Genomic DNA, 18591 nt, shown 5'->3' on the forward strand with positions numbered 1-18591 from the left:
AATGATCCAGCATACAGGCGCCGCGGTATCAGCCCGTCGCGCCGGCACCAGCAGCCTGCCGCGAGGCGGGCTGACGGTGCTTGTTCGCGGCGGCGGGTCATTTGCCGTCTACGCCGTGTTTGCCCTGCTGATCGGATTGCCGCTTGCCCTGGTGCTGGTCCAGGCGGTCATGCCGGACCTGTTCGCCGCGCAGAATCCCGACAACAGCTTGAGCCTCGAGCCCTTGTCCCGCGTGTTCAATTCGCCTTATCTCGCCAGGTCGGTCCTGCACTCGCTCGAACTCGGCATGCTGGTCGCTTGCACCACGACGGTCCTGGGCGGAGCCTTCGCCGTCCTTGTCCAGCGCTGCGACATCCCGTTGCGTGCCGCGATTTCGGCGGTGCCGTGGCTGGTTTTCCTGACGCCGTCCTATCTCAAGGCGCTCGCCTGGGTGCTGCTGATGTCGCCTGGCGGCTATCTGGCGCAATTCGGTCTGCTGCCGTCCTGGCTGGGCGCTTCGTTTTTCGGGCTGACCGGGCTGGTGTTCGTCCACACGCTCAGCCTGTTCCCGCTGGCGGCCTTCATCATCGGCAGCGCGCTTGCCGGACTGAGCAGCGAGTTGGAGGATGCAGCCCGGCTTTCCGGTGCCGCACCCCTGCGGATCTGGCTGCGCATCAACGGCCCCTTGCTGGCGCCGGCCATCGCCTTGAGCTTCATCGCCACCTTCGCCGAGGTGCTGTCCGATTTCGGCCTCGCCTCGACCATCGCCAGAATGTCCGATTTCGGTGTCCTGACCTACGGCATCTACGCCGCCGCCAGCGATTATCCCGTCGACTTTCCCGCCGCCGGCGCCCAGGCTCTCGTGCTGCTCAGCCTTGTCCTGCTGGTCGTTGTGGGAGACCGGCTGCTGCGCCGCCGCGCCGACCCGCGCCTGATTTCCGGCCGCGCCAGGCCGGCCCGGCTCTACACTCTCGGCCCATGGCGATGGCTCGCCATCGCGGCGGCCCTTGCCATTGCCTTCCTGGCGCTCGCCTTGCCGCTTGCGGCGATCGCGGCGCGCGCGCTGACGCAGACGCTTGGCCATGGGCTGATCTGGAGCAACTTCACCACGGTCAATGTGGCGGCGGCGCTCAGTCCGGACACCGCGGCCAATGACGGCCTGTTGCGCAGCCTCTTCTATGCCGGACTGACGGCGGTCATCGCCAGCGCGCTTGCCTTGCTTTTGTCGGCGCAGCTCGACCGCGCGAGCCCGGTCCTGCGCACAGCCGTCATCGGCCTGTCCCTGGGCGCGGTGGCGATACCGGGCATCGTGCTTGGCTTCGGCTATATCCTGGTCTGGAATCGCCTGCCGGGATTCCGCGACTGGCCATTCCCCCATTATGGCGATGGGTCGCTGCTGGTCATGGGCTATGTCGCCGCCGCCCTTCCCTATTGCCTGGTGGTGATCCTTTCGGCGATCGGCCAGCTGGCGCCGAGCCTGACGGACGCGGCGCGCCTGCATGGCGTCGGGACAATCCGAAGACTGCTTTCGATCACCTTACCGCTGGTCCTGCTCAGCGTGGTAACGGCCTTCCTGCTGACGTTCATCCGCACCGTCTTCGAACTGCCGATCTCGCAGATGCTCATTCCCCAGAGCGGGCCGCCGGCGCCGACGCTGATCCTGAAACTGTTCAGCCATGACCGTGATGGGCTGGCATCGGCCATCGCGTTGGTCGCCATGGCGGCCGCCGGCATCGGCGCGGCGCTGGTCTGGTACCCGCTTCGGCGATTCGTCAAACCGCGTCGCGGCGCAGGGGCTGCCGATGCGGGCAGCAATCACATCGCCAGCGCGGAAACCCTGTCATGACTGCCTCCCTGCATTGTGCCGGCATCTGCAAGTCGCTCGGCGGACGTCCCATCCTGACCGACCTCGACCTCAGGATCGATGCCGGCGAGGTGGTGTCGCTTCTCGGCGCCAGCGGGTCGGGCAAGACCACGCTCCTGCGTATCATTGCCGGACTGGTCGAGCCCGAAAGAGGGCTGATCACATTGGACGGGCGTGTGGTGTGGAGCGAGACCTCGGTCATCCCGGCCGAAAGGCGGCGGATCGGCATGGTCTTCCAGGACTATGCGCTGTGGCCGCACATGACGGTCGCCAACAATCTGGCCTTCGGGCTCAAGGCACAACGGCTTTCGGATCGCGACATCGCCCAGCGGCTCGCCCACGCGCTCGACGTCACCCGCCTTGCGCCCTACCGCGATCGCTATCCCACAGAACTCTCTGGCGGCCAGCAGCAGCGCGTCGCCATCGCGCGCTGCCTCGCCGCGCGTCCCGCGCTGATGCTGTTCGACGAGCCGCTGAGCAACCTGGACGCGGCCCTCAGGGAGGACATGCGCATCGAAATGATGGAGCTGGTGCGCCGCGAGGCCATCACCGTCGTCTATGTGACGCATGACCAGGCGGAGGCGATGGCGGTCTCCGACCGCATCGCCATCATGCGGGCAGGCGAGATCGTCCAGTTCGACACGCCGCGCGCGATCTACGAAGCACCCGCCGATTCCTTCGTGGCCAGCTTCATCGGCGGCTTTTCGGTCGTTCACGGTCAGGTCCGCGACGAACGCTTCAAGATCGCCGAGACCGATGCCGAAGCCGTGCGCACGCCTGGCGCCCGCTCGGGCGCCGGAATGCTGGTCATCCGCCCCGAAGACGCGCGGCCGGCCGACGCCTATCCCGACAGCCGGCTGCAGGGCAAGGTTCTGTCGAGCGCCTTCCAGGGCCGATGCTGGCGGCTGGCGGTTGACCTTGGCCCGCAGCGCGTGCGGCTCGACTGGCCCGAAGCGCCGCCGATTGGCGCTTCGCTCATCTTTTCACTGCCACCGGAGCGCTGTGTGGTGCTGACCGCATAAGTGATCTGGATACGATCCCGAAGCTAGAAATGACCGGCCAAAAAGATCATGGTCGAGCAAGACAACGCAGGAAGCCTTGATGCAGACGCTGACACCCATACTCTCGACAGTCACGGCGGCATTTCTCGCCTCCTTCGTCGAGGTCGTCGAAGCCTTCACCATCGTGCTTGCGGTCGGCGTGACGCGCAGCTGGCGCCCGGCATTGACCGGTGCCGCCCTGGCGCTGGCTGTGCTGGCGGCCCTGGTGCTGACGTTCGGACCGCTGCTGGCGCTGGTGCCCATCACCACACTGCAGTTCGTCGTCGGCGTCCTGCTCATCCTGTTCGGCATGCGCTGGCTGCGAAAGGCCATCCTGCGCAGCGTCGGCGTCATCGCCCTGCATGACGAGGCGGCGGCCTTCTCCAAGGAGACCGCTGTCCTGCACCAGCAGGCCAACGACCGTCGTGCCGACTACCTCGCCGGACTGGCCTCGTTCAAGGCGGTGCTGCTCGAGGGTGTCGAGGTGGTGTTCATCGTCATTGCCGTCGGCGCGGCTCACGGGCAAACGCTTTACGCCAGCCTGGGCGCGCTGGCGGCCTTCGTCCTGGTGATGCTTGTCGGCCTGGCGGTCCACAGGCCGCTGGCGCGTGTACCGGAGAATGCGCTGAAATTCGTGGTCGGGCTGATGCTGACCAGCTTCGGCATCTTCTGGACCGGCGAGGGCATCGGTGCCGACTGGCCGGGCGCCGATCTCGCCCTGCTCGCCATCTTCGCCATCGTCGCGCTGGCGTCCTTTGCCATGGTGCGCTGGCTGCGCAGCACCTATCCCGCGGCCGCTGGAGGGCTCGCCCGATGAATGCCATTCGTCTTGTCGCCAGGGAATTCTTCGGCATGTTCGTCGATGACGGCAATCTGGCGCTGCTGGCGCTGGTGCTGGTGGCCGCCGTCGTTGCGGCGGTGAAGCTGCTGGCATTGCCGCCGCTCATCGGCGGCGCGCTGCTGCTGGTCGGCTGCCTCGCCATCCTGTTGCAAAGCGTTCGCCGCGCGGCACGCCAGACCGGTCGATAACGGCGTCGACCATGCGGCTCGATGCCTTGCAGGCATCAGCCGCTCAGATGATCAAGATGATCGGCAGCCGTGCCCAACAGGCGCGCCGCGAGAGGCTCGTCTCCGCAGGCACTCCACGGGCATTGAGGCGATGAAAAAGGTCGCCTGAACGCTCATGGACAGACCAATAACATTATAATAGCATACCATTATAACTCGCAGAGGAACGCTCCATCCCCGGTTTGCAAGGGATGTCGGCAGGCGAGATCGATCTGTTTCAAATCCTTGGGCGGCGAGTGCGCCCCGCCCGAACGATATCGACGCAAGGCGCCAGAAAAATGCATGGGAGGAAAACATGCGGACTTTCCTGAGAGGGGCCGGTGCCTTGCTGGCCGGCATCGTGCTGGCGATTGCGGCGCTGTTGCCGTCGATCGCTTCGGCGCAGTCGGTCGAGGATATTATCGCGCGCGGCAAACTGGTCGTCGCCATCGACACCACGACACCGCCCTACGGCTTTCTCGACGCCAATCTGAAGCCAACCGGCTTCGACGTCGAGGTCGCCAACAAGATGGGCGAGGCGCTCGGCGTGCCGGTTGAATTCGTCACCGTCACCTCACCCGGCCGCATCCCGGCCTTGCTGACCAAGCAGGTCGACGCGGTGATCTCGATCTTCTCGATCACCCCGGCGCGCGCCATCCAGATCGACTATTCGATCCCCTATGCCGGCCAGTCGGCGGTGGTGATCGCCCCGAAAAGCACCAGCATCAAGGGTGTCGCCGATCTGGTCGGCAAAAAGGTCGGCCTGACGCGCGGCACCGGCGAGGACGGATTGCTGACCAAGGCCGCCGAAGCCAATCCCGGCATCGAGATCCTGCGCTTCGACGACTATTCCTCGCTGCTGCAAGCGATGGTGTCGGGCCAGATCGATGCCATGGGCGGTGGCGACTATGGCGAGATCTATCTGAAGAAGGCGCAGAATGGTGACGCCTTCGAGCAGAAATACGTGCTGAAGACCTTCTACTTCGGCATCGGCGTCGCCAAGGGTAACGACAATCTGCGGCAGTGGATCAACACCTGGCTGTTCACCATGAAGACCGACGGAACGCTGGATGCGCTGTCGATGAAGTACCGCAACCAGCCGCTGCCGGTACTGCCGGTCTTCTGATTTACACATCCGCAGTCGGGCGGGGCCAAGTCGGCCCCGTTTCCTTGACCTCGTGACGGGATGCCATGCAAACCGCCCTGCAATTCGGCCCGATCCTTGTCCATCTCGACCTGCTGCTGCGCGGCCTGGAAAAAACCATCCAGCTGGCGGCGCTGTCGATCCTGTTCGGCACCGCCATCGGCGTGCTCGGTGCCGTCGGCCGCAGCTTCGGGCCGCGCTTTGTGTCGTGGCTCATCGCTGCCTATGTCGAGCTGATCCGCAACACGCCGCTTCTGATCCAACTCTATTTCGTCTTCTTCTCGCTGCCGCTGTTCGGCTTCAAGCTGTCGAGCAACACGGCCGCCGTCGTGGCGCTGTCTATCCATCTCGGCGCCTATGCGACCGAGATATTGCGCGCCGGCATCGAAGCCATCCCCGAGGGGCAGATCGAGGCGGCCAAGTCGCTCGGCCTCAGCCGCTACCGCATCATCCGCCATGTCGTGCTGGTGCCGGCGGCGCGGGCGGTCTACCCGTCGTTGTCGGCGCAGTTCATCCTGCAGATCATGGGCACGTCGATCGTCGGCGCGATCGCGGCGGAAGAGCTGACGGCGGTCGCCAACAACCTGGTCATGCAGACTTTTCGCAGCTTCGAGGTCTACATCATCATCGCCATCATCTATTTCGTGCTGGTGCAGGCCGCCAGCCTGCTCTTCGCCGGCATCGGCAAGCTCATGTTCCGCTGGAAGGTCTGAATCATGAGCCTGCGTGACTTCGGCCCCAATGAACTGATGTTCCTTCTGCTCGCGACGCGCTGGACGATCCTTCTGGCGCTGATCGCCTTTGCCGGCGGCGGCCTGATCGGCCTCGTGGTCGCCGCGATCCGGGTGGCGCCGGCGCGGCCGCTGCGCTGGTTGGCTGCCGGCTACATCCAGTTCTTCATGGGCACGCCGATCCTGATCCAGCTGTTCATGGCCTATTACGGGTCTTCGTTCCTCGGCTACAGGCCGGACCCGTGGGCAGCCGCGGCGGTGACGTTCTCGCTCAATGGCGGCGCCTTCTTCGGCGAGATATTCCGCGGCGCCATCGAGGCTATCCCCAAGGGGCAATGGGAAGCCGCGACAGCGCTCGGCTTCCGCTTTGTCAGGACATTGCGGCTGGTGATCATTCCGCAAGCTGTGCGGCTGATGCTGCCGCCGACGGTCGGCTTCATGGTGCAGATCGTCAAGACGACGTCGATCGCCTCGCTGATCGGGCTGACCGAGCTCGCCCGCGCCGCCACGCAGGTCAACACCGTGACTTTCCAGCCGGTATTGGTGTTCGGCACGGTGTCGATCATCTACTTCGCGCTGTGCTGGCCGCTATCGCTCTATGCCGGCTATCTCGAGCGTCGTTTCGCTACCGGAATGACAAGGAAGGCCGAGACAGCACTGGTGATGTCGGCGGCTTGAGTGTGGACGTCAGCCCTTGAAGGCCGGCAGTGTCAGGCCCTTGACGCCGACGTCGAGCGCGAACAATCCGCCCGGGTTTTGCTGACCTATGAAGTGGCTGTCGGGACGCTTGAGGACGGCCGAGGTGACGTAGAGGATGTCGAGGTCCTTGCCGCCGAACTCGCAGCAGGTCGGCAGGTCGGTCGGCAGCAGCACCGTCTGCATCAGCCGGCCGTCGGGGTCGTAGCGGCAGATCTTGCTGGTCACCGGAATGGTCACCCAGTAGCAGCCTTCGGCGTCGACCGTGGCGCCGTCGGCGACGCCACCGGTCACCGTCATGTCGATGAAGGTGCGGCGGTTCTCGATGTCGCCGCTGGCGGGATCGAAATCATAGGCCCATACCGCGCCGGCATGGCTGTCGGAGAAATACATGGTCTTCGAATCCGGGCTCCAAGCCAGCCCGTTGGAGCAGCCGATGCCGTCGATCATCTTGTGCACCGACAGGTCGGGATCGAGCCTATAAAGCGCCCCTATGAACTCGATCGGCTCGCCGGGCACCTCGAACATCGAGCCCGACCAGAAGCGGCCCTGGCGGTCCGGCTTGCCGTCATTGAAGCGGGTCTTCGGCATATGGGATTCCGGATCGACGATCGCTTCGAACGTGCCGGCCACCGGGTCGAAGAAATGAAAACCGTCGGTCATGGTCAGCACCAGGCCGCCCTTCTCGCGCAGGCCGAGGCAGCCGAGATATTCCGGAGTCTCGAAGGTCTCGTCCTTGCCGGTCGATGGATCGTAGCGATGGATCAGCTTCTTCCAGATGTCGATCCACCACAGCACGCCCGCCTGGGGGTCCCAGAGCGTCCCTTCGCCGAGCTCGGCCCTGGCGTCGACGACACAAGAAATTTCGACCATGGTCAGCCCTCTTTTCTGCGCAGCCGGCCGCCGAGACCGGAGAAGGTTTCGCTGCCGATCGACACGGTGAGCAGGATCACCGCGCCGTATACGATGAGCAGCGCGCCGCTCGACAGGTTCAGCGCCGGCAGCAGCCCGGTGAGGATGGTGAGCACCATGGCGCCGGCGACGGTACCGAGATAGTGACCGCTGCCACCGAGGATCGAGGCGCCGCCGATGGCGACCGCGGCTATGGACGTGAACAGATAGGCGTCACCCATGCCGAGATAGGCCTGGCCGGAATAACCGGTCAAAAGCATGCCGGCGAAGGCGGCGGTGAGGCCTGAGATGACATAGGTGAGGATGGTGGTGCGCGCCGTCGGCACGCCGGAGAATTCCGCCACCGTGGCGCTGGTGCCCAAGGCATAGAGATGGCGGCCGAATGCCGCCTTGGAGAGCAGCAGCGTCGCAATCAGCGTCAATGCCAGCCAGATCAATGCAATGACCGGAAAGCCGCCGATGCGGCCGACCGAGAAGAACTGGATCAGGGCTGGCGCCGAGGGTGTTGGCGAACCGCCGGTCAGCACCAGGATCAGGCCTTGCAGAATGACGTTGGTGGCCAGCGTCATGATGATCGGCGGCACGCCGAACTGGGCGACGCCGAGGCCGTTTATCAAGCCGATGAACGCGCCGCCGCCAAGCAGCAGCGGCATCACCCAGACCAGCGGCAGGTCCTGGCCGCCGCATAGCAGCGCCATGATGATGGCGGCCGAGTTGAGCACCCAAGGTACCGACAGGTCGATGCCGCCGCCGATGATGACGAAGGTCTGGCCGAGCGCGACGATGCCGACGAAGGCGGCAAGCACGACAGTCGAGCGCATGTTGGAGATCGACAGAAAGCCCGGCGAAAACAGCGCCGTAACCAGGAGCAGCACGACCATGCCGGCATAGGCGAGCACGATGAGGCGGTTACGGGCAAGGAAGGCGCTCATTGGACCCGGCTCCTCGCGGCTTTTTCGGCGACGGAACTGGCGAGTACCGAGAGCAGCAGGATGACGCCCGACGCGACCGGCTGCCAGTAGCTCGACACATGCAGGACGAAGACCAGATTGCCGATCAGGGTCAGCACGAAGGCGCCGATCAGCGTGCCGGCAAGATGGCCACGACCGCCAAACAGGCTGACGCCGCCGATGACGGCCGCCGCCACCGAGGGCAGGATATAGTCCTTGCCGATGGTCGGCGAGCCGGCACCGGTCTGCGTCACCAGGAACAGCGCCGCGCCGGCCGCGAACAGGCCCGACAGGCCATAGGTGACGAGGTTGACCCTTGTGATCGAGACGCCGGACAAGAAGGCCGATTTTTCGTTGGAGCCGGTCGCCTGGATGGCGATGCCGACGCGCGTCGCGCGAAACCACCACCAGAACACGAGCAGCGCCAATAGCATCCAGACAGGGCTGGTCAGGCCGATGAGCTGTGCGGACGCGAAGCCGACCCACCACGAGGGAATGCTGCCGCCATCGGTCGGCAGGATGATCATGGCGACGCCGTTGAGGATCGACCAGGTGGCGAGCGTCACCAGGAAGGGCTGCAGCCTGAGCAGCGAGATCAGCAGGCCGTTGAGCGCGCCGATGACGAAGCCGAGCGCCAGGATGATCAGCGCCCAAAGTGCCGTGGTTGAAGGATCGTCGGTGAAGCGCGTCGCCGCGATCACCGTGCCGAGGCTGATCATGCCGCCGATCGACAGATCGATGCCACCACGCACCAGCACGATGGTCTGGCCGGTGGCCGCGAGCATCAGCGTCATTGCCGCCGCCGTGTCGAGGTTGAGCTCATCGAGCGAAAAGACACCGGACTGCAGGCTGCCGTAAATGCCAACAATCAAGGCCAGCATCAGGCAGGCGACCAGGAACGGCGCGCGGTCGAGCAACCGGCCGCGCCAGTCGATGCCGGGCCTGGCAGATTTGATCTCAGCTGGCCTTTGCGCCATCTCCACAGGGTGCTCCGCGGACATCACCATGCCTCAGGCCGCCCTGGTTTCAAGCATGGCGGCGCGCAAAATCTGCTCCTCCGAGATCTGGTCCCCCTCCAGCGTCGCGGCGATTCGGCCGTTGCGCATGACGAGCACGCGGTCGGCGACATGGACGAGTTCCGGCATGTCGCTGGAATGGAACAGGATCGCGTAGCCCTTGGCCGCGAGGTCGCGCATCAGCTGGAAGATCTCGCCCTTGGTGCCGACATCGACGCCGCGCGTCGGATCGTAAAGCAGCAGCACGCGCGCCTGCGTGAGCAGCATCTTGCCGAAGATCACCTTCTGCTGGTTGCCGCCGGACAAGGTGCCGGCAAGCTGCTCCGGCGTGCCGGCCTTGATGCGCAGGAAATCGACCATTTCCTTGACCAGGGCGGCTTCCTTTTGCCGGCTGAGCAAGCCGTTCTCTGTAAAGCGCCTGATCACCGACAGTGTCAGATTTTCGCGCACGCTCTTGGTCAGGAGCAGGCCCTGCCCGCGCCGATCCTCCGGCACCAGCGCGATACCGTCCTTGCCGGTCAGCGCCTGGCGTGGATTGCCGATCGAGGCGGGCTTGCCCCAAAGCTCGACCGTGCCGCTCGCTCTTGAGGCTCCGAACAGTGCCTGGAACAGCTCGCGTTGCCCGTGGCCCTGCAAGCCACCCACGCCGAGGACTTCGCCCTCACGCAATGCGAAATCGACTCCGGAAAGCCGCCCGCCACTGGAGAAATTCCCGACCTTCAGCGCAATACGGTCGGTGGCGGTGGCAATGCGCTCGGGATAGAGCCGGTCGAGATGCCGGCCGATCATCTGGGTGACGATCTCGTTGTCGGAGACGGCATTGGCCTCATGCGCGGCGACCGTGCTGCCATTGCGAAAAATGGTCAGCCGGTCGGCGATGGCGCGCACTTCGGCCATGCGGTGCGAAATGAAGATGACCAGCCGGCCTTCGGCCGCCAGTTGCCGGGTGAGTTTGAGCAGCCATTCAGCCTCCCGTGCCGGCAGCGCCGAGGTCGCCTCGTCAAGGATCAGGATGCGTGGGTCCTTGGCCAGCCCCTTGGCGATCTCGACGATCTGCCGTTCGGCCAGCGTCAGCCGCCGCAATTCCTGGTCGGGGCGGAGCGCCGGGAAGTTGTATTTTTCCAGCAGTGCCAGCGTCTTGCGGCGCATCTCCGCGCGGTTGACCGTGCGCAGCAGCGTCCTTGGCTCGTGGCGGAACCAGATGTTCTGTTCCACACTGAGATCGGGGATCAGCGACAATTCCTGGAAGACGGCGGCAATGCCAAGCGCCTGCGCGGCATCCGGATCGGCGGGACGATAATCCTGGCCATCGACCAGGATCGAGCCGCCATCGTGCCGTACGGCGCCCGACAGGATCTGGATGAAAGTACTTTTGCCCGCGCCATTCTCACCGAGCAGCGCGTGCACCTCGCCCGCGCGGGCGCTGAATGTCGCCTCGCTCAGCGCGACGATGCCGCCATAGCGTTTGGACAGGCCGTTGACGGTGACGAGGTCCATGAATGCGCCTTCGAAAAGCTCTCCCGACATCTTGCGATGCCGGGAGACAGGGTCGTGGTCACGGGATGTTACTTGGTGCCGGCAGCTTCCGCAGCGGTGATCTCGACCCAGTCGGGCGTGATCGGCAACGTCAGGCCGGGCGCCTGGTCGGGGAACGCATTTTCGCCAATCGCGATCTTGATCATCTTGGTGCCCGGATAGAGCTTGGACTCGAAGGGATCGGTGGTGACGAAGTCGCCCTTGACCGAAACGGAGCGCTCGGCCGGCTTCTTGCCGGTGTCGAGAATGTCGACCGCCAGTTTGATCGCTTCCGACGATAGATAGGCCGGGTTGGAGCCGAGAATGCACTTGGCGCCTTGCGTCTGCGCGCAGGTGACGGCGGCGACATTGTAGGAGAAGCCGACGACCGGGACGATCGGTCGACCGGCATCCTTCAACGCCTGGATGGCGCCGGAGCCATAGCCTTGCGTCATGATGCCGTCGATCTTCGGATTGGCGGCAAGCAGGGCCGCGACACCGGACTGTTCCGGTCCAAGCGCATAATTGCCGTTGTAATAGCCGACGACCTTGATATCGGGATATTTGGCCAGGACCTTCTCATAGCCCTGCTGCAGCTGCGCCGAGATAGGCGCACCGGCGAGACCGCGGTCGAGGATGATGTTGCCCTTGCCGCCAAGCTGCGTTGCCATCCACTCGGCCATGACCGAAGGGATGCGGTCCCAGTCGGAAGCGACGGCGAGCGCGCAGGGCTCGGTCACCACCTGGTCGAAGGAGATGACGACGATGCCGGCGTCGCAGGCCTTCTTGATGGTCGGGTTCAAGGCCGAGTCCGAACCTGCGTCTACGAGGATAGCATCCGGCTTCTGGCGGATGATGTTGTTCAGCGAATTGATCTGCGCCTGGACGGTGTTCTCGACATTCTCGATCTTGAGGTCGACGCGACCCTTGAGCGGCCCCTTGTTGACCGACACGGTGGCGACACGCTCCATCTGCTGGCGCCAATCATTGCCGACGAAATTGTTCGAGAGATAGATGGTGTAGGGCTTCTTGTCCTCGGCGTGGCCGGCCTGTGTGCCCGCAGCCATCATGGTGACGGCAAGCGCTGCAAGGCCGATGTTACGGCTTGGTGATTTCATGATCTTCTCCTCCCATTTTTCGTTGCGAAATCGCGACGCCTGAAGTGGCGCCTTGCATCCACCAAATCAGGTTCCCGAAGCCTCCTTGGGCGTGATCTCGACCCAGCTCGGCGACACCGGCAGGGAAAGTCCCGGCGCCAGATCCGGAAATACGGTCTTGCCTAGCTCGATCTTCACCGCCGAGGAATTCGGGGCGTATTTGGCATCGACCATATCCGTGGTCAGGCCGGGTGAGTTGAACAGTACGGTGGTGTCGGCCGGCTTCTTGCCGGTGTCGAGAATGTCGACCGCGAGCTTGATCGCCTCGGCCGACAGCGAGGGCGGATTGGCACCCAGCCAGCATTTGGCGCCCTTGGTCTGCGCGCACGTCACGCCGGTACCGTTGAAGGCGGCGGCGACGATCGGCACCATCGGCCGATCGGCATTCTGCAGCGCCTTGATCGCACCGGTGCCGTAGCCCTGCGAGAAGATGCCGTCGACTTCCGGATGGGCGGCGAGCAGGCTGGCGACGCCCTCCTGTTCGGGCCCCGCGGCATAATTGCCGTTGAAATAGCCGACGATCTCGATGCCGGGATACTTCTTCAGCACGGCACCAAAATTCTTCTCGAACTGTTCCGAGATCGGCGCGCCGGCGAGGCCGCGATCCATGAGAACCTTGCCCTTGCCGCCGAGGATGGAGGCCATCCATTCGGCCTGGTTGTTAGCCATGATATCGAAATCGGAATGCAGCTTGTAGGCGCATTCGGCCGAAACGGTCTGGTCGAAGCTGACGACGATGATGCCGGCGTCGCAGGCCTTCTTGATGGTCGGATTGAGCGCCTCGGCCGAGGACGCATCGATGAGGATTGCGGCTGGTTTCTGGCGGATAATGTTGTTCAGCGAATTGATCTGCGCCTGAACGGTGTTCTCGGCGTTTTCGATCTTGAGGTCGACGCGGCCCTTCAACGGCCCCTTGTCGACGGCGACATTGGCGACGCGCTCCATCTGCTGGCGCCAGTCATTGCCAACGAAATTGTTCGAGAGATAGATGACGTAAGGCTTTTGGGTTGCGGTATGGCCGGGCATAGCGCCCATCGAGACTGCGAACCCGGCCAGCGCCACGAAGCAGGCGCTCAAGCTCCTCAATTTCATGATCTTCCTCCCAGTGTTTCCTGTCCAGCCGGTGATGGACTGCGCCATCTTGATCGGATGAAGATGAAAAATTGATACCGGTACCAATTGCGAATGTCAATTTGACCGGACTTCCCCGAGGCTGTGTCCGCGAGCCGAATTCGCCAGATTTCCTCCCTTGCGACTTCTCCCGTGGCCGGCACTTCAGCCTAGCTATCATGCTATTATAATTTTATGGGCCTGTCTATGCGACCTCGGCAGAAAATACGGCCTCCGCCGCGCTTCAGGACAGGTCGTTGGGCGCGTCGTAGGTGATGCTGAAAATGTCGGCGGGATGGCGGGCAACGGAGAATTCGATGCTGCGCTGGTCCGCCGACTGGTAGAGCATCTCCACCGTCAGCACTGGGCTGCCGAGCGTGATGCCGAGGTCGGCGGCAACCACCTCGTCGGCGATCTCGGCGCGCACCGTGACATGCGCGACGTCGAGCCGCAGGCCGAGATGTTTCTGCACCGAACGGAAGATCAGCACGTCGGAAAAATCTTCCCGCTTCAGGCGCGCGCCGATGTCGGGCGGGAAATAGGTGGTGATCTGCGCCTTGCGCTGTTCGCCGATCGACAGCACGCTGCGCAGGCAGTAGCCCGCCTCGTCCTTGCCCATGCCGAAATGGCGCTGGAGCACGGGCGAAACCTCCTTGCGATAGGATTTCACCGTCAGTTGCGCATCCTTGGTGAAGGCCGCCATGTCAGCAAAGTTCTTGAACTTCCAGCTCAGGTTGACCGACGGATTGCGGGCCGCGACCACCGCCGGCTTGGCTGAGCGTTTCCGGATCAGTCCGTCGGCCTCGAGATCGCGCAGCGCCTGGCGAACCGTGATCAGGCTGACGCCGAAATGCTCGGCAATGGTCGCTTCCTTCGGCAGTTCGCCACCGACCGGGAAGGTGCCGTTGCCGATCGGTTCGCGCAATATGTCGGCAAGCTGGCGGTAAAGCGGCCCATTGGCGCGGCCGAGTGTCCGCCTGGGAAGACTGTCGATGGTGGGAGCGGAATGATCCATGAGCCTCGTCGCGCCTAGAGCGTTTCACCGTTTCACGGAAACGGCGAACCGCTCTATCTCTTATTTGACGCAATTCCGGACGGAAAACCGCTTCGCACTTTTCCTGGAATTGCTCTAATGTCGAAGCTTTTATAATAGCTTCCTCACCCGGAGGCTAGGCAAGGCTGTTGACGATCAACCGTCTCAGACGAAGAGCCGAAGCGGCTGTTCGATCGCCGATTTCAAGGTCGCGAGCCACGTGGATGCGGTGGCCTCATCAACGCTTGCCGCATCCACCGTCAGCAGGCATTCGGCATGATCGCTCGCCGTGCTGAGCGAGACGGCCAGCCGCATCGCGCGGCCAGGCAGAAGCGGCATCACGACCGGCCGGATGTCGCTGGTGGGCAGCAGCCGCAGGGATAGCACCGCCGCTTTGTCCGCGTCGTCACGGCTGCCGGCCAAGGCGGCGAGCCGCGTTGCGCGCAGCGATGACAGCGGCATCTCGGCGGCCACGGGGAATACCGCCTGCCGGTCAGCCAGCTCCAGCGCCACGGCCGTATCGCCGACACCGCGGGCATCCGGTATTTCGAGAAATGCTCGACCGGCCGCGCGCAGCAGCACGTCGTCGACATCGAATGCCCGTCCCAAATTCCCAAGTGCCGCCAGCAGGTCTTGCAGGGCGCCGAGTGCAATGGAGGTTGCGAAAGCGGCGATGCGGAGCGCGGCGATTGGAGGCGCTGCCACGGGCGCGGCGACCTCGGGCGAAGCGGCAGGTGCGTCAGCCGAAACAAAGCCCAAAACGTCGGCGGCCAGGATGCGCCCGCCCGGCCCGCTGCCGCGGAGCGTTTCCAGCGACAGGCTTCGCTCGCGCGCCAGCCGGCGGGCATAGGGCGAAACAGCCAGACGTCCGGATTGCGCCACCGCGATGTTCATTTCAGATACTCTGAATTCACGCAGTTGGTCAGCCGTCCCTCAACGAGATAGGCGTGCACCACCTCGATCGATTTCAGCCGAAGGTCGCGCATCGATGCCGGACTGTAGAAGGCGGCATGCGGAGTGACGATGAGGCGATTGGCGATCCACGCTTCGCGGCGACGCCAGGCCGCCAGCAGCGGATGGTCGAGATCGCCGGGTTCGTTCGGCAAGACGTCCAGTCCGGCGCCGGCGACGGTGCCCTTGCGCATGGCGGCTTCCAGCGCGTCGAGATCGACGATCGGGCCGCGCGCCGTGTTGATCAGGACAAGACCGGGCTTGGCGGCGGCGAAGGCGGCCGCGCCGAGCAGCTTGCGGGTTTCCTCGCTCAGCGGCGCGTGGACGCTCACCACATCCGCGCGCGCCATCAGTTCGGCCAGCGAATGGACCCGCTCGTAACCGGTCGAGAGGTCCACGCCGGACAGAAGATGCGGATCGTAAAACACAACCTTCATGTCGAAGGCCGCGGCGCGGCGCGCGGTGGCGAGCCCGATGCGGCCGAGACCGACGATGCCGAAGGTGGCACCCTTGTGCCGGCGCACCAGCGGCGCCTTGGAGAAATGCCAGCCTTCGGCGCCATTGCCGGCAAGCTCGGCGCCATAGGCGGAGGTACCGCGCGTCAGCGCCAGCATCAGGCCAATGGCGTGATCGGCGACTTCGGTCGTGCCATAGTCCGGCACATTGCAGGCCGGAATCTTGCGCGCGCCCCAACCCACCGTGTCGATGTTGTCGAAGCCGACGCCGGATCGCACCGCGATGCGCGCCTTGGGAAAGGCCGATGGCGCGGCGGCGACATTGTGGATCGGCGAATAGTTGATGACCGCGTCGACCGTCTGGCAGACTGCCGGATCCAGCGTGGCCGCCTTGTCGTTGGTCGAGCGGGCGAGGATGAACTCGATGTCGGGATAATGCTCGCGCTCGAGTTCGGCTTCGTCGGCGGCTTGCCAGTTGGCGCACAGGATCTTCATGCTTGCCCTTCGGATTTCATGTCTGGGTAGAGGTTTATTTCTTGATGCCACCGATGCGGCCGCCCATCGGCACCACGGCGCCGACCGGCTGATCGATCGCGGCAAGCGTTCCGCTGATCGGCGCCTCGATCTCGACTACGGCCTTGTCCGTCTCGATCTCGGCGATCAGTTCGCCCTCCTTGACCGTTTCGCCAACCGCCTTCAGCCATTTGATGACCGTGCCCTCGCTGACGGTGAGGTCGCCGAACGGCATCGTTATCGGTTCATCGCCGCCGGGGGCAGCGGGCGTCGGGGTCGGTAGCGCGGGCGATGCGGCCTTGACCGGGGCAGGCGCGGATCTGGCCGGCGCAGTGCTCTTCAAGCCGACCGTGTACCAATGATCGGGCACCGGCGGATTGCCTGCGATGACGTCACGTGCACCCTGGACGATGCGGGCGCTGTCGACCAGCATGGCGCGCTCCAGCACCGGCGCGAAGGGGTGCGAGGTCGGCGCGGTGTGCAGCCGTCCCGGCGGGGCGTCGAGTTCGTCGAAGGCCAATTCGTTGATCGCCTGGGCGATCTCGCCGCCAAGGCCGCACATGGCCCAGGCTTCGTCGACGATGAGCAGGCGATGGGTCTTCCTGACGCTGGCGACGATCGTGTCGATATCGAGCGGCATGATGGTGCGCGGGTCGACCACCTCGGCCTCCATGCCTTCGGCTGCCAGCGCTTCCGCTGCCTCGAGCGCGCGCTGCACCATCTGGCCGGCGGCAACGATGGTGATGTCGGTGCCGGCCCGGGCGATGCGCGCGACGCCGAACGGGACAAAGTGCTCGCCGACCGGCACCTCGCCCTTTGAGGCGAACAGCGCCTTGGGCTCCAGCATGATGACCGGGTCGCCGGCCCTGAGCGCCGTCTTCATCAGACCCTTGGCGTCGGCCGGTGTCGAGGGCACGCAGACGATGAGGCCCGGCATATGGGCGAAGACCGGATGATAGATGCCGCTGTGATGCGGGCCGGAACTGCGCAGCGCGCCCGCGCCGACGCGCACCACCATCGGCGCGCTCATCACACCGCTGGTCATGTAGCGCAGCTTCGCCGCCTGCAGGAAAATCTGGCCGGCGGTCTCGAAAGCGAAGTCGGCGAACATCAGGTCCGACACGGTACGCGCGCCGGTGGCCGAGGCGCCGACAGCGGCGGCGGTGAAACCCTGTTCGGAGATCGGCGTGTCGACCATGCGATCGGCGCCGAATTCCTGCCAGAGGTTTTTGGTGTGGGCAAAACTGCCGCCACGCTCGCCGGTGCCTTCGCCGAAATAGAGGATCGCCGGATCGGCGCGCATTTCCTCGGCGATGCCGTCGCGCACCGCTTCCAGCCAGCCTTGCGTGCGGGTCTCGCCGACGGCGCGCCAAGCCAAGGCGGCGGGCGGGTTGATCGGATCGGCAAAGACATGCAGGCGCACCGTCGCCGGATCGGGCTCGGGCGAATTGCGGGCGAAGTTCAGCGCCTCTTCGACCACCTTCTCGATCCGCGCTTCGATGGCGATCAGCGCCTCGGCATCGGCGATGCCGTACTCCTCGACCAGTTTCTTGCGGAACATGTCGATCGGATCGCGCTTGATCCAGGCATCGAGCTCCTCTTGCGTGCGGTAGGTGCCGATGACCGGATCGCCTTCGTGATGACCGACCGTGCGGTAGGTCTTGGCCTCGATCAGCGTCGGGCCCTTGCCGGAACGGGCGCGCTCGGTGGCCTCCTTCATCGCCAGCCAGACGGCGAAGACATCATTGCCGTCGACAGCCACGCCGGGCATGCCATAGGAAGCGGCCTTGGTGGCGATCTCGGGATTGAGCGTGATGGAGTTGAGCGGCGTCGCCGTGGCGTAGAGATTGTTCTCGCAGATGAAGACAGCCGGCGCCCGCTGCACGGCAGCAAAATTGAGCGCCTCGTGGAAACCGCCATGGTTGGCGGCGCCGTCGCCGAAGAAGGCGACGCCGATATCGTCGCGGCCCTGCTGGCGGGCGCTCATGCCGATGCCGACGGCATGGCCGATGCCGGCGGCGACGATGCCGTTGGTGCCGAACAGGCCGACCGAACGGTCGTAGAGATGCATTGTGCCGCCGCGGCCACCGCAAATGCCGTCGGCCTTGCCGAACAGTTCGGCCATGACGCGGCCGGGATCGGCGCCCTTGGCCAGGGCATGACCATGGCCGCGATGGGTCGATGTGACCCAGTCGGTTGGCCTGAGGTGGGCGCAGACGCCGACGCCGGTCGCCTCCTCGCCGATGTAGAGATGCAGGAAGCCGGGTGTTTCGCCCTTGCGGCAAGCGATCTGGGCGATGCTTTCGAAACGGCGCAACAGCACCATGCGTTCGAACAGATCGAGCAGGATCTTCCGGTCGGGGAGGTTTGGCGCACCTCTCGACTCCTCGCGTGCGCGCGCCGCAGACATTGCCACCAAAGCCTCCCTGAATCCATCTGACGCCGGGCGGCAGAGCGCCGGCAGCGGGCTTGTTTGCC

The 18591-nt window shown here is 64.7% G+C and carries 17 protein-coding genes; 7 read left to right on the forward strand and 10 right to left on the reverse strand.

Annotated features, from left to right (window positions below; genetic code table 11):
* The first annotated feature begins 1 nt into the window (after window position 1).
* The 7 genes from MesoLj_RS02565 to MesoLj_RS02595 all read left to right on the forward strand — a co-directional run bounded on the left by MesoLj_RS02565 (window position 2) and on the right by MesoLj_RS02595 (window position 6483).
* Window positions 2-1825, forward strand: coding sequence for an ABC transporter permease (locus MesoLj_RS02565; RefSeq protein WP_202324978.1), 1824 nt, complete (start codon window positions 2-4; stop codon window positions 1823-1825).
* Window positions 1822-2865: an ABC transporter ATP-binding protein gene (locus MesoLj_RS02570; RefSeq protein WP_140770443.1), complete on the forward strand. Its 1044-nt coding sequence runs from the start codon at window positions 1822-1824 to the stop codon at window positions 2863-2865. The genes MesoLj_RS02565 and MesoLj_RS02570 overlap by 4 nt, the downstream gene beginning before the upstream one ends.
* Before the next feature lie 79 nt (window positions 2866-2944).
* Window positions 2945-3700, forward strand: coding sequence for a COG4280 domain-containing protein (locus MesoLj_RS02575; RefSeq protein WP_140770446.1), 756 nt, complete (start codon window positions 2945-2947; stop codon window positions 3698-3700).
* Window positions 3697-3912: a hypothetical protein gene (locus MesoLj_RS02580; RefSeq protein WP_202324979.1), complete on the forward strand. Its 216-nt coding sequence runs from the start codon at window positions 3697-3699 to the stop codon at window positions 3910-3912. Before MesoLj_RS02575 ends, MesoLj_RS02580 begins: the two co-directional genes overlap by 4 nt.
* A gap of 334 nt (window positions 3913-4246) precedes the next feature.
* Window positions 4247-5056: a transporter substrate-binding domain-containing protein gene (locus tag MesoLj_RS02585; RefSeq protein WP_056568793.1), complete on the forward strand. Its 810-nt coding sequence runs from the start codon at window positions 4247-4249 to the stop codon at window positions 5054-5056.
* Between the two features lie 65 nt (window positions 5057-5121).
* Window positions 5122-5787 carry an amino acid ABC transporter permease gene (locus tag MesoLj_RS02590; RefSeq protein WP_202324980.1) on the forward strand — a complete coding sequence of 222 codons (666 nt, stop codon included), beginning with the start codon at window positions 5122-5124 and terminating at the stop codon, window positions 5785-5787.
* A gap of 3 nt (window positions 5788-5790) precedes the next feature.
* Window positions 5791-6483, forward strand: coding sequence for an amino acid ABC transporter permease (locus MesoLj_RS02595; protein ID WP_202324981.1), 693 nt, complete (start codon window positions 5791-5793; stop codon window positions 6481-6483).
* A gap of 9 nt (window positions 6484-6492) precedes the next feature.
* Here the strand turns inward: MesoLj_RS02595 and MesoLj_RS02600 are convergent, their stop codons facing one another.
* The 10 genes from MesoLj_RS02600 to MesoLj_RS02645 all read right to left on the reverse strand — a co-directional run bounded on the left by MesoLj_RS02600 (window position 6493) and on the right by MesoLj_RS02645 (window position 18523).
* Window positions 6493-7374 (reverse strand): SMP-30/gluconolactonase/LRE family protein, encoded by an 882-nt coding sequence (locus MesoLj_RS02600; protein ID WP_202324982.1) that lies wholly within the window; start codon window positions 7372-7374, stop codon window positions 6493-6495.
* A gap of 2 nt (window positions 7375-7376) precedes the next feature.
* Window positions 7377-8345, reverse strand: a complete 969-nt coding sequence (locus tag MesoLj_RS02605) for an ABC transporter permease (protein WP_202324983.1) — start codon at window positions 8343-8345, stop codon at window positions 7377-7379.
* Window positions 8342-9370, reverse strand: coding sequence for an ABC transporter permease (locus tag MesoLj_RS02610; RefSeq protein WP_202324984.1), 1029 nt, complete (start codon window positions 9368-9370; stop codon window positions 8342-8344). The genes MesoLj_RS02605 and MesoLj_RS02610 overlap by 4 nt, the downstream gene beginning before the upstream one ends.
* Window positions 9371-9373: 3 nt before the next feature.
* Window positions 9374-10876, reverse strand: a complete 1503-nt coding sequence (locus tag MesoLj_RS02615; RefSeq protein ID WP_244735275.1) for a sugar ABC transporter ATP-binding protein — start codon at window positions 10874-10876, stop codon at window positions 9374-9376.
* 68 nt (window positions 10877-10944) lie between these two features.
* Entirely contained in the window at window positions 10945-12012 is a 1068-nt protein-coding gene (locus tag MesoLj_RS02620) for a substrate-binding domain-containing protein (RefSeq protein ID WP_140770469.1), read from the reverse strand.
* A gap of 66 nt (window positions 12013-12078) precedes the next feature.
* Window positions 12079-13143 (reverse strand): substrate-binding domain-containing protein, encoded by a 1065-nt coding sequence (locus MesoLj_RS02625; protein WP_244735276.1) that lies wholly within the window; start codon window positions 13141-13143, stop codon window positions 12079-12081.
* A gap of 262 nt (window positions 13144-13405) precedes the next feature.
* Window positions 13406-14176, reverse strand: a complete 771-nt coding sequence (locus MesoLj_RS02630; protein WP_056568764.1) for a GntR family transcriptional regulator — start codon at window positions 14174-14176, stop codon at window positions 13406-13408.
* A 183-nt stretch (window positions 14177-14359) separates the two neighbouring features.
* A complete protein-coding gene (locus tag MesoLj_RS02635) occupies window positions 14360-15088 on the reverse strand; it encodes an E3 binding domain-containing protein (RefSeq protein WP_202324985.1) in 729 nt (242 codons plus the stop codon).
* A complete protein-coding gene (locus MesoLj_RS02640) occupies window positions 15085-16095 on the reverse strand; it encodes a C-terminal binding protein (protein WP_202324986.1) in 1011 nt (336 codons plus the stop codon). Before MesoLj_RS02640 ends, MesoLj_RS02635 begins: the two co-directional genes overlap by 4 nt.
* A gap of 34 nt (window positions 16096-16129) precedes the next feature.
* Entirely contained in the window at window positions 16130-18523 is a 2394-nt protein-coding gene (locus MesoLj_RS02645) for a thiamine pyrophosphate-dependent enzyme (protein WP_244735277.1), read from the reverse strand.
* Between the last annotated feature and the right edge of the window lie 68 nt (window positions 18524-18591).

Origin of the sequence: Mesorhizobium sp. 113-3-9, assembly GCF_016756515.1 — a bacterium.
Classification (GTDB): domain Bacteria; phylum Pseudomonadota; class Alphaproteobacteria; order Rhizobiales; family Rhizobiaceae; genus Mesorhizobium.

Excerpts from the sequence above, each read along its gene's own strand:
- MesoLj_RS02565 (WP_202324978.1), top strand. The coding sequence starts at position 2 with ATGATCCAGCATACAGGCGCCGCGGTATCAGCCCGTCGCGCCGGCACC.
- MesoLj_RS02570 (WP_140770443.1), top strand. The coding sequence starts at position 1,822 with ATGACTGCCTCCCTGCATTGTGCCGGCATCTGCAAGTCGCTCGGCGGA.
- MesoLj_RS02575 (WP_140770446.1), top strand. The coding sequence starts at position 2,945 with ATGCAGACGCTGACACCCATACTCTCGACAGTCACGGCGGCATTTCTC.
- MesoLj_RS02580 (WP_202324979.1), top strand. The coding sequence starts at position 3,697 with ATGAATGCCATTCGTCTTGTCGCCAGGGAATTCTTCGGCATGTTCGTC.
- MesoLj_RS02585 (WP_056568793.1), top strand. The coding sequence starts at position 4,247 with ATGCGGACTTTCCTGAGAGGGGCCGGTGCCTTGCTGGCCGGCATCGTG.
- MesoLj_RS02590 (WP_202324980.1), top strand. The coding sequence starts at position 5,122 with ATGCAAACCGCCCTGCAATTCGGCCCGATCCTTGTCCATCTCGACCTG.
- MesoLj_RS02595 (WP_202324981.1), top strand. The coding sequence starts at position 5,791 with ATGAGCCTGCGTGACTTCGGCCCCAATGAACTGATGTTCCTTCTGCTC.
- MesoLj_RS02600 (WP_202324982.1), bottom strand. The coding sequence starts at position 7,374 with ATGGTCGAAATTTCTTGTGTCGTCGACGCCAGGGCCGAGCTCGGCGAA.
- MesoLj_RS02605 (WP_202324983.1), bottom strand. The coding sequence starts at position 8,345 with ATGAGCGCCTTCCTTGCCCGTAACCGCCTCATCGTGCTCGCCTATGCC.
- MesoLj_RS02610 (WP_202324984.1), bottom strand. The coding sequence starts at position 9,370 with ATGGTGATGTCCGCGGAGCACCCTGTGGAGATGGCGCAAAGGCCAGCT.
- MesoLj_RS02615 (WP_244735275.1), bottom strand. The coding sequence starts at position 10,876 with ATGGACCTCGTCACCGTCAACGGCCTGTCCAAACGCTATGGCGGCATC.
- MesoLj_RS02620 (WP_140770469.1), bottom strand. The coding sequence starts at position 12,012 with ATGAAATCACCAAGCCGTAACATCGGCCTTGCAGCGCTTGCCGTCACC.
- MesoLj_RS02625 (WP_244735276.1), bottom strand. The coding sequence starts at position 13,143 with ATGAAATTGAGGAGCTTGAGCGCCTGCTTCGTGGCGCTGGCCGGGTTC.
- MesoLj_RS02630 (WP_056568764.1), bottom strand. The coding sequence starts at position 14,176 with ATGGATCATTCCGCTCCCACCATCGACAGTCTTCCCAGGCGGACACTC.
- MesoLj_RS02635 (WP_202324985.1), bottom strand. The coding sequence starts at position 15,088 with ATGAACATCGCGGTGGCGCAATCCGGACGTCTGGCTGTTTCGCCCTAT.
- MesoLj_RS02640 (WP_202324986.1), bottom strand. The coding sequence starts at position 16,095 with ATGAAGATCCTGTGCGCCAACTGGCAAGCCGCCGACGAAGCCGAACTC.
- MesoLj_RS02645 (WP_244735277.1), bottom strand. The coding sequence starts at position 18,523 with ATGTCTGCGGCGCGCGCACGCGAGGAGTCGAGAGGTGCGCCAAACCTC.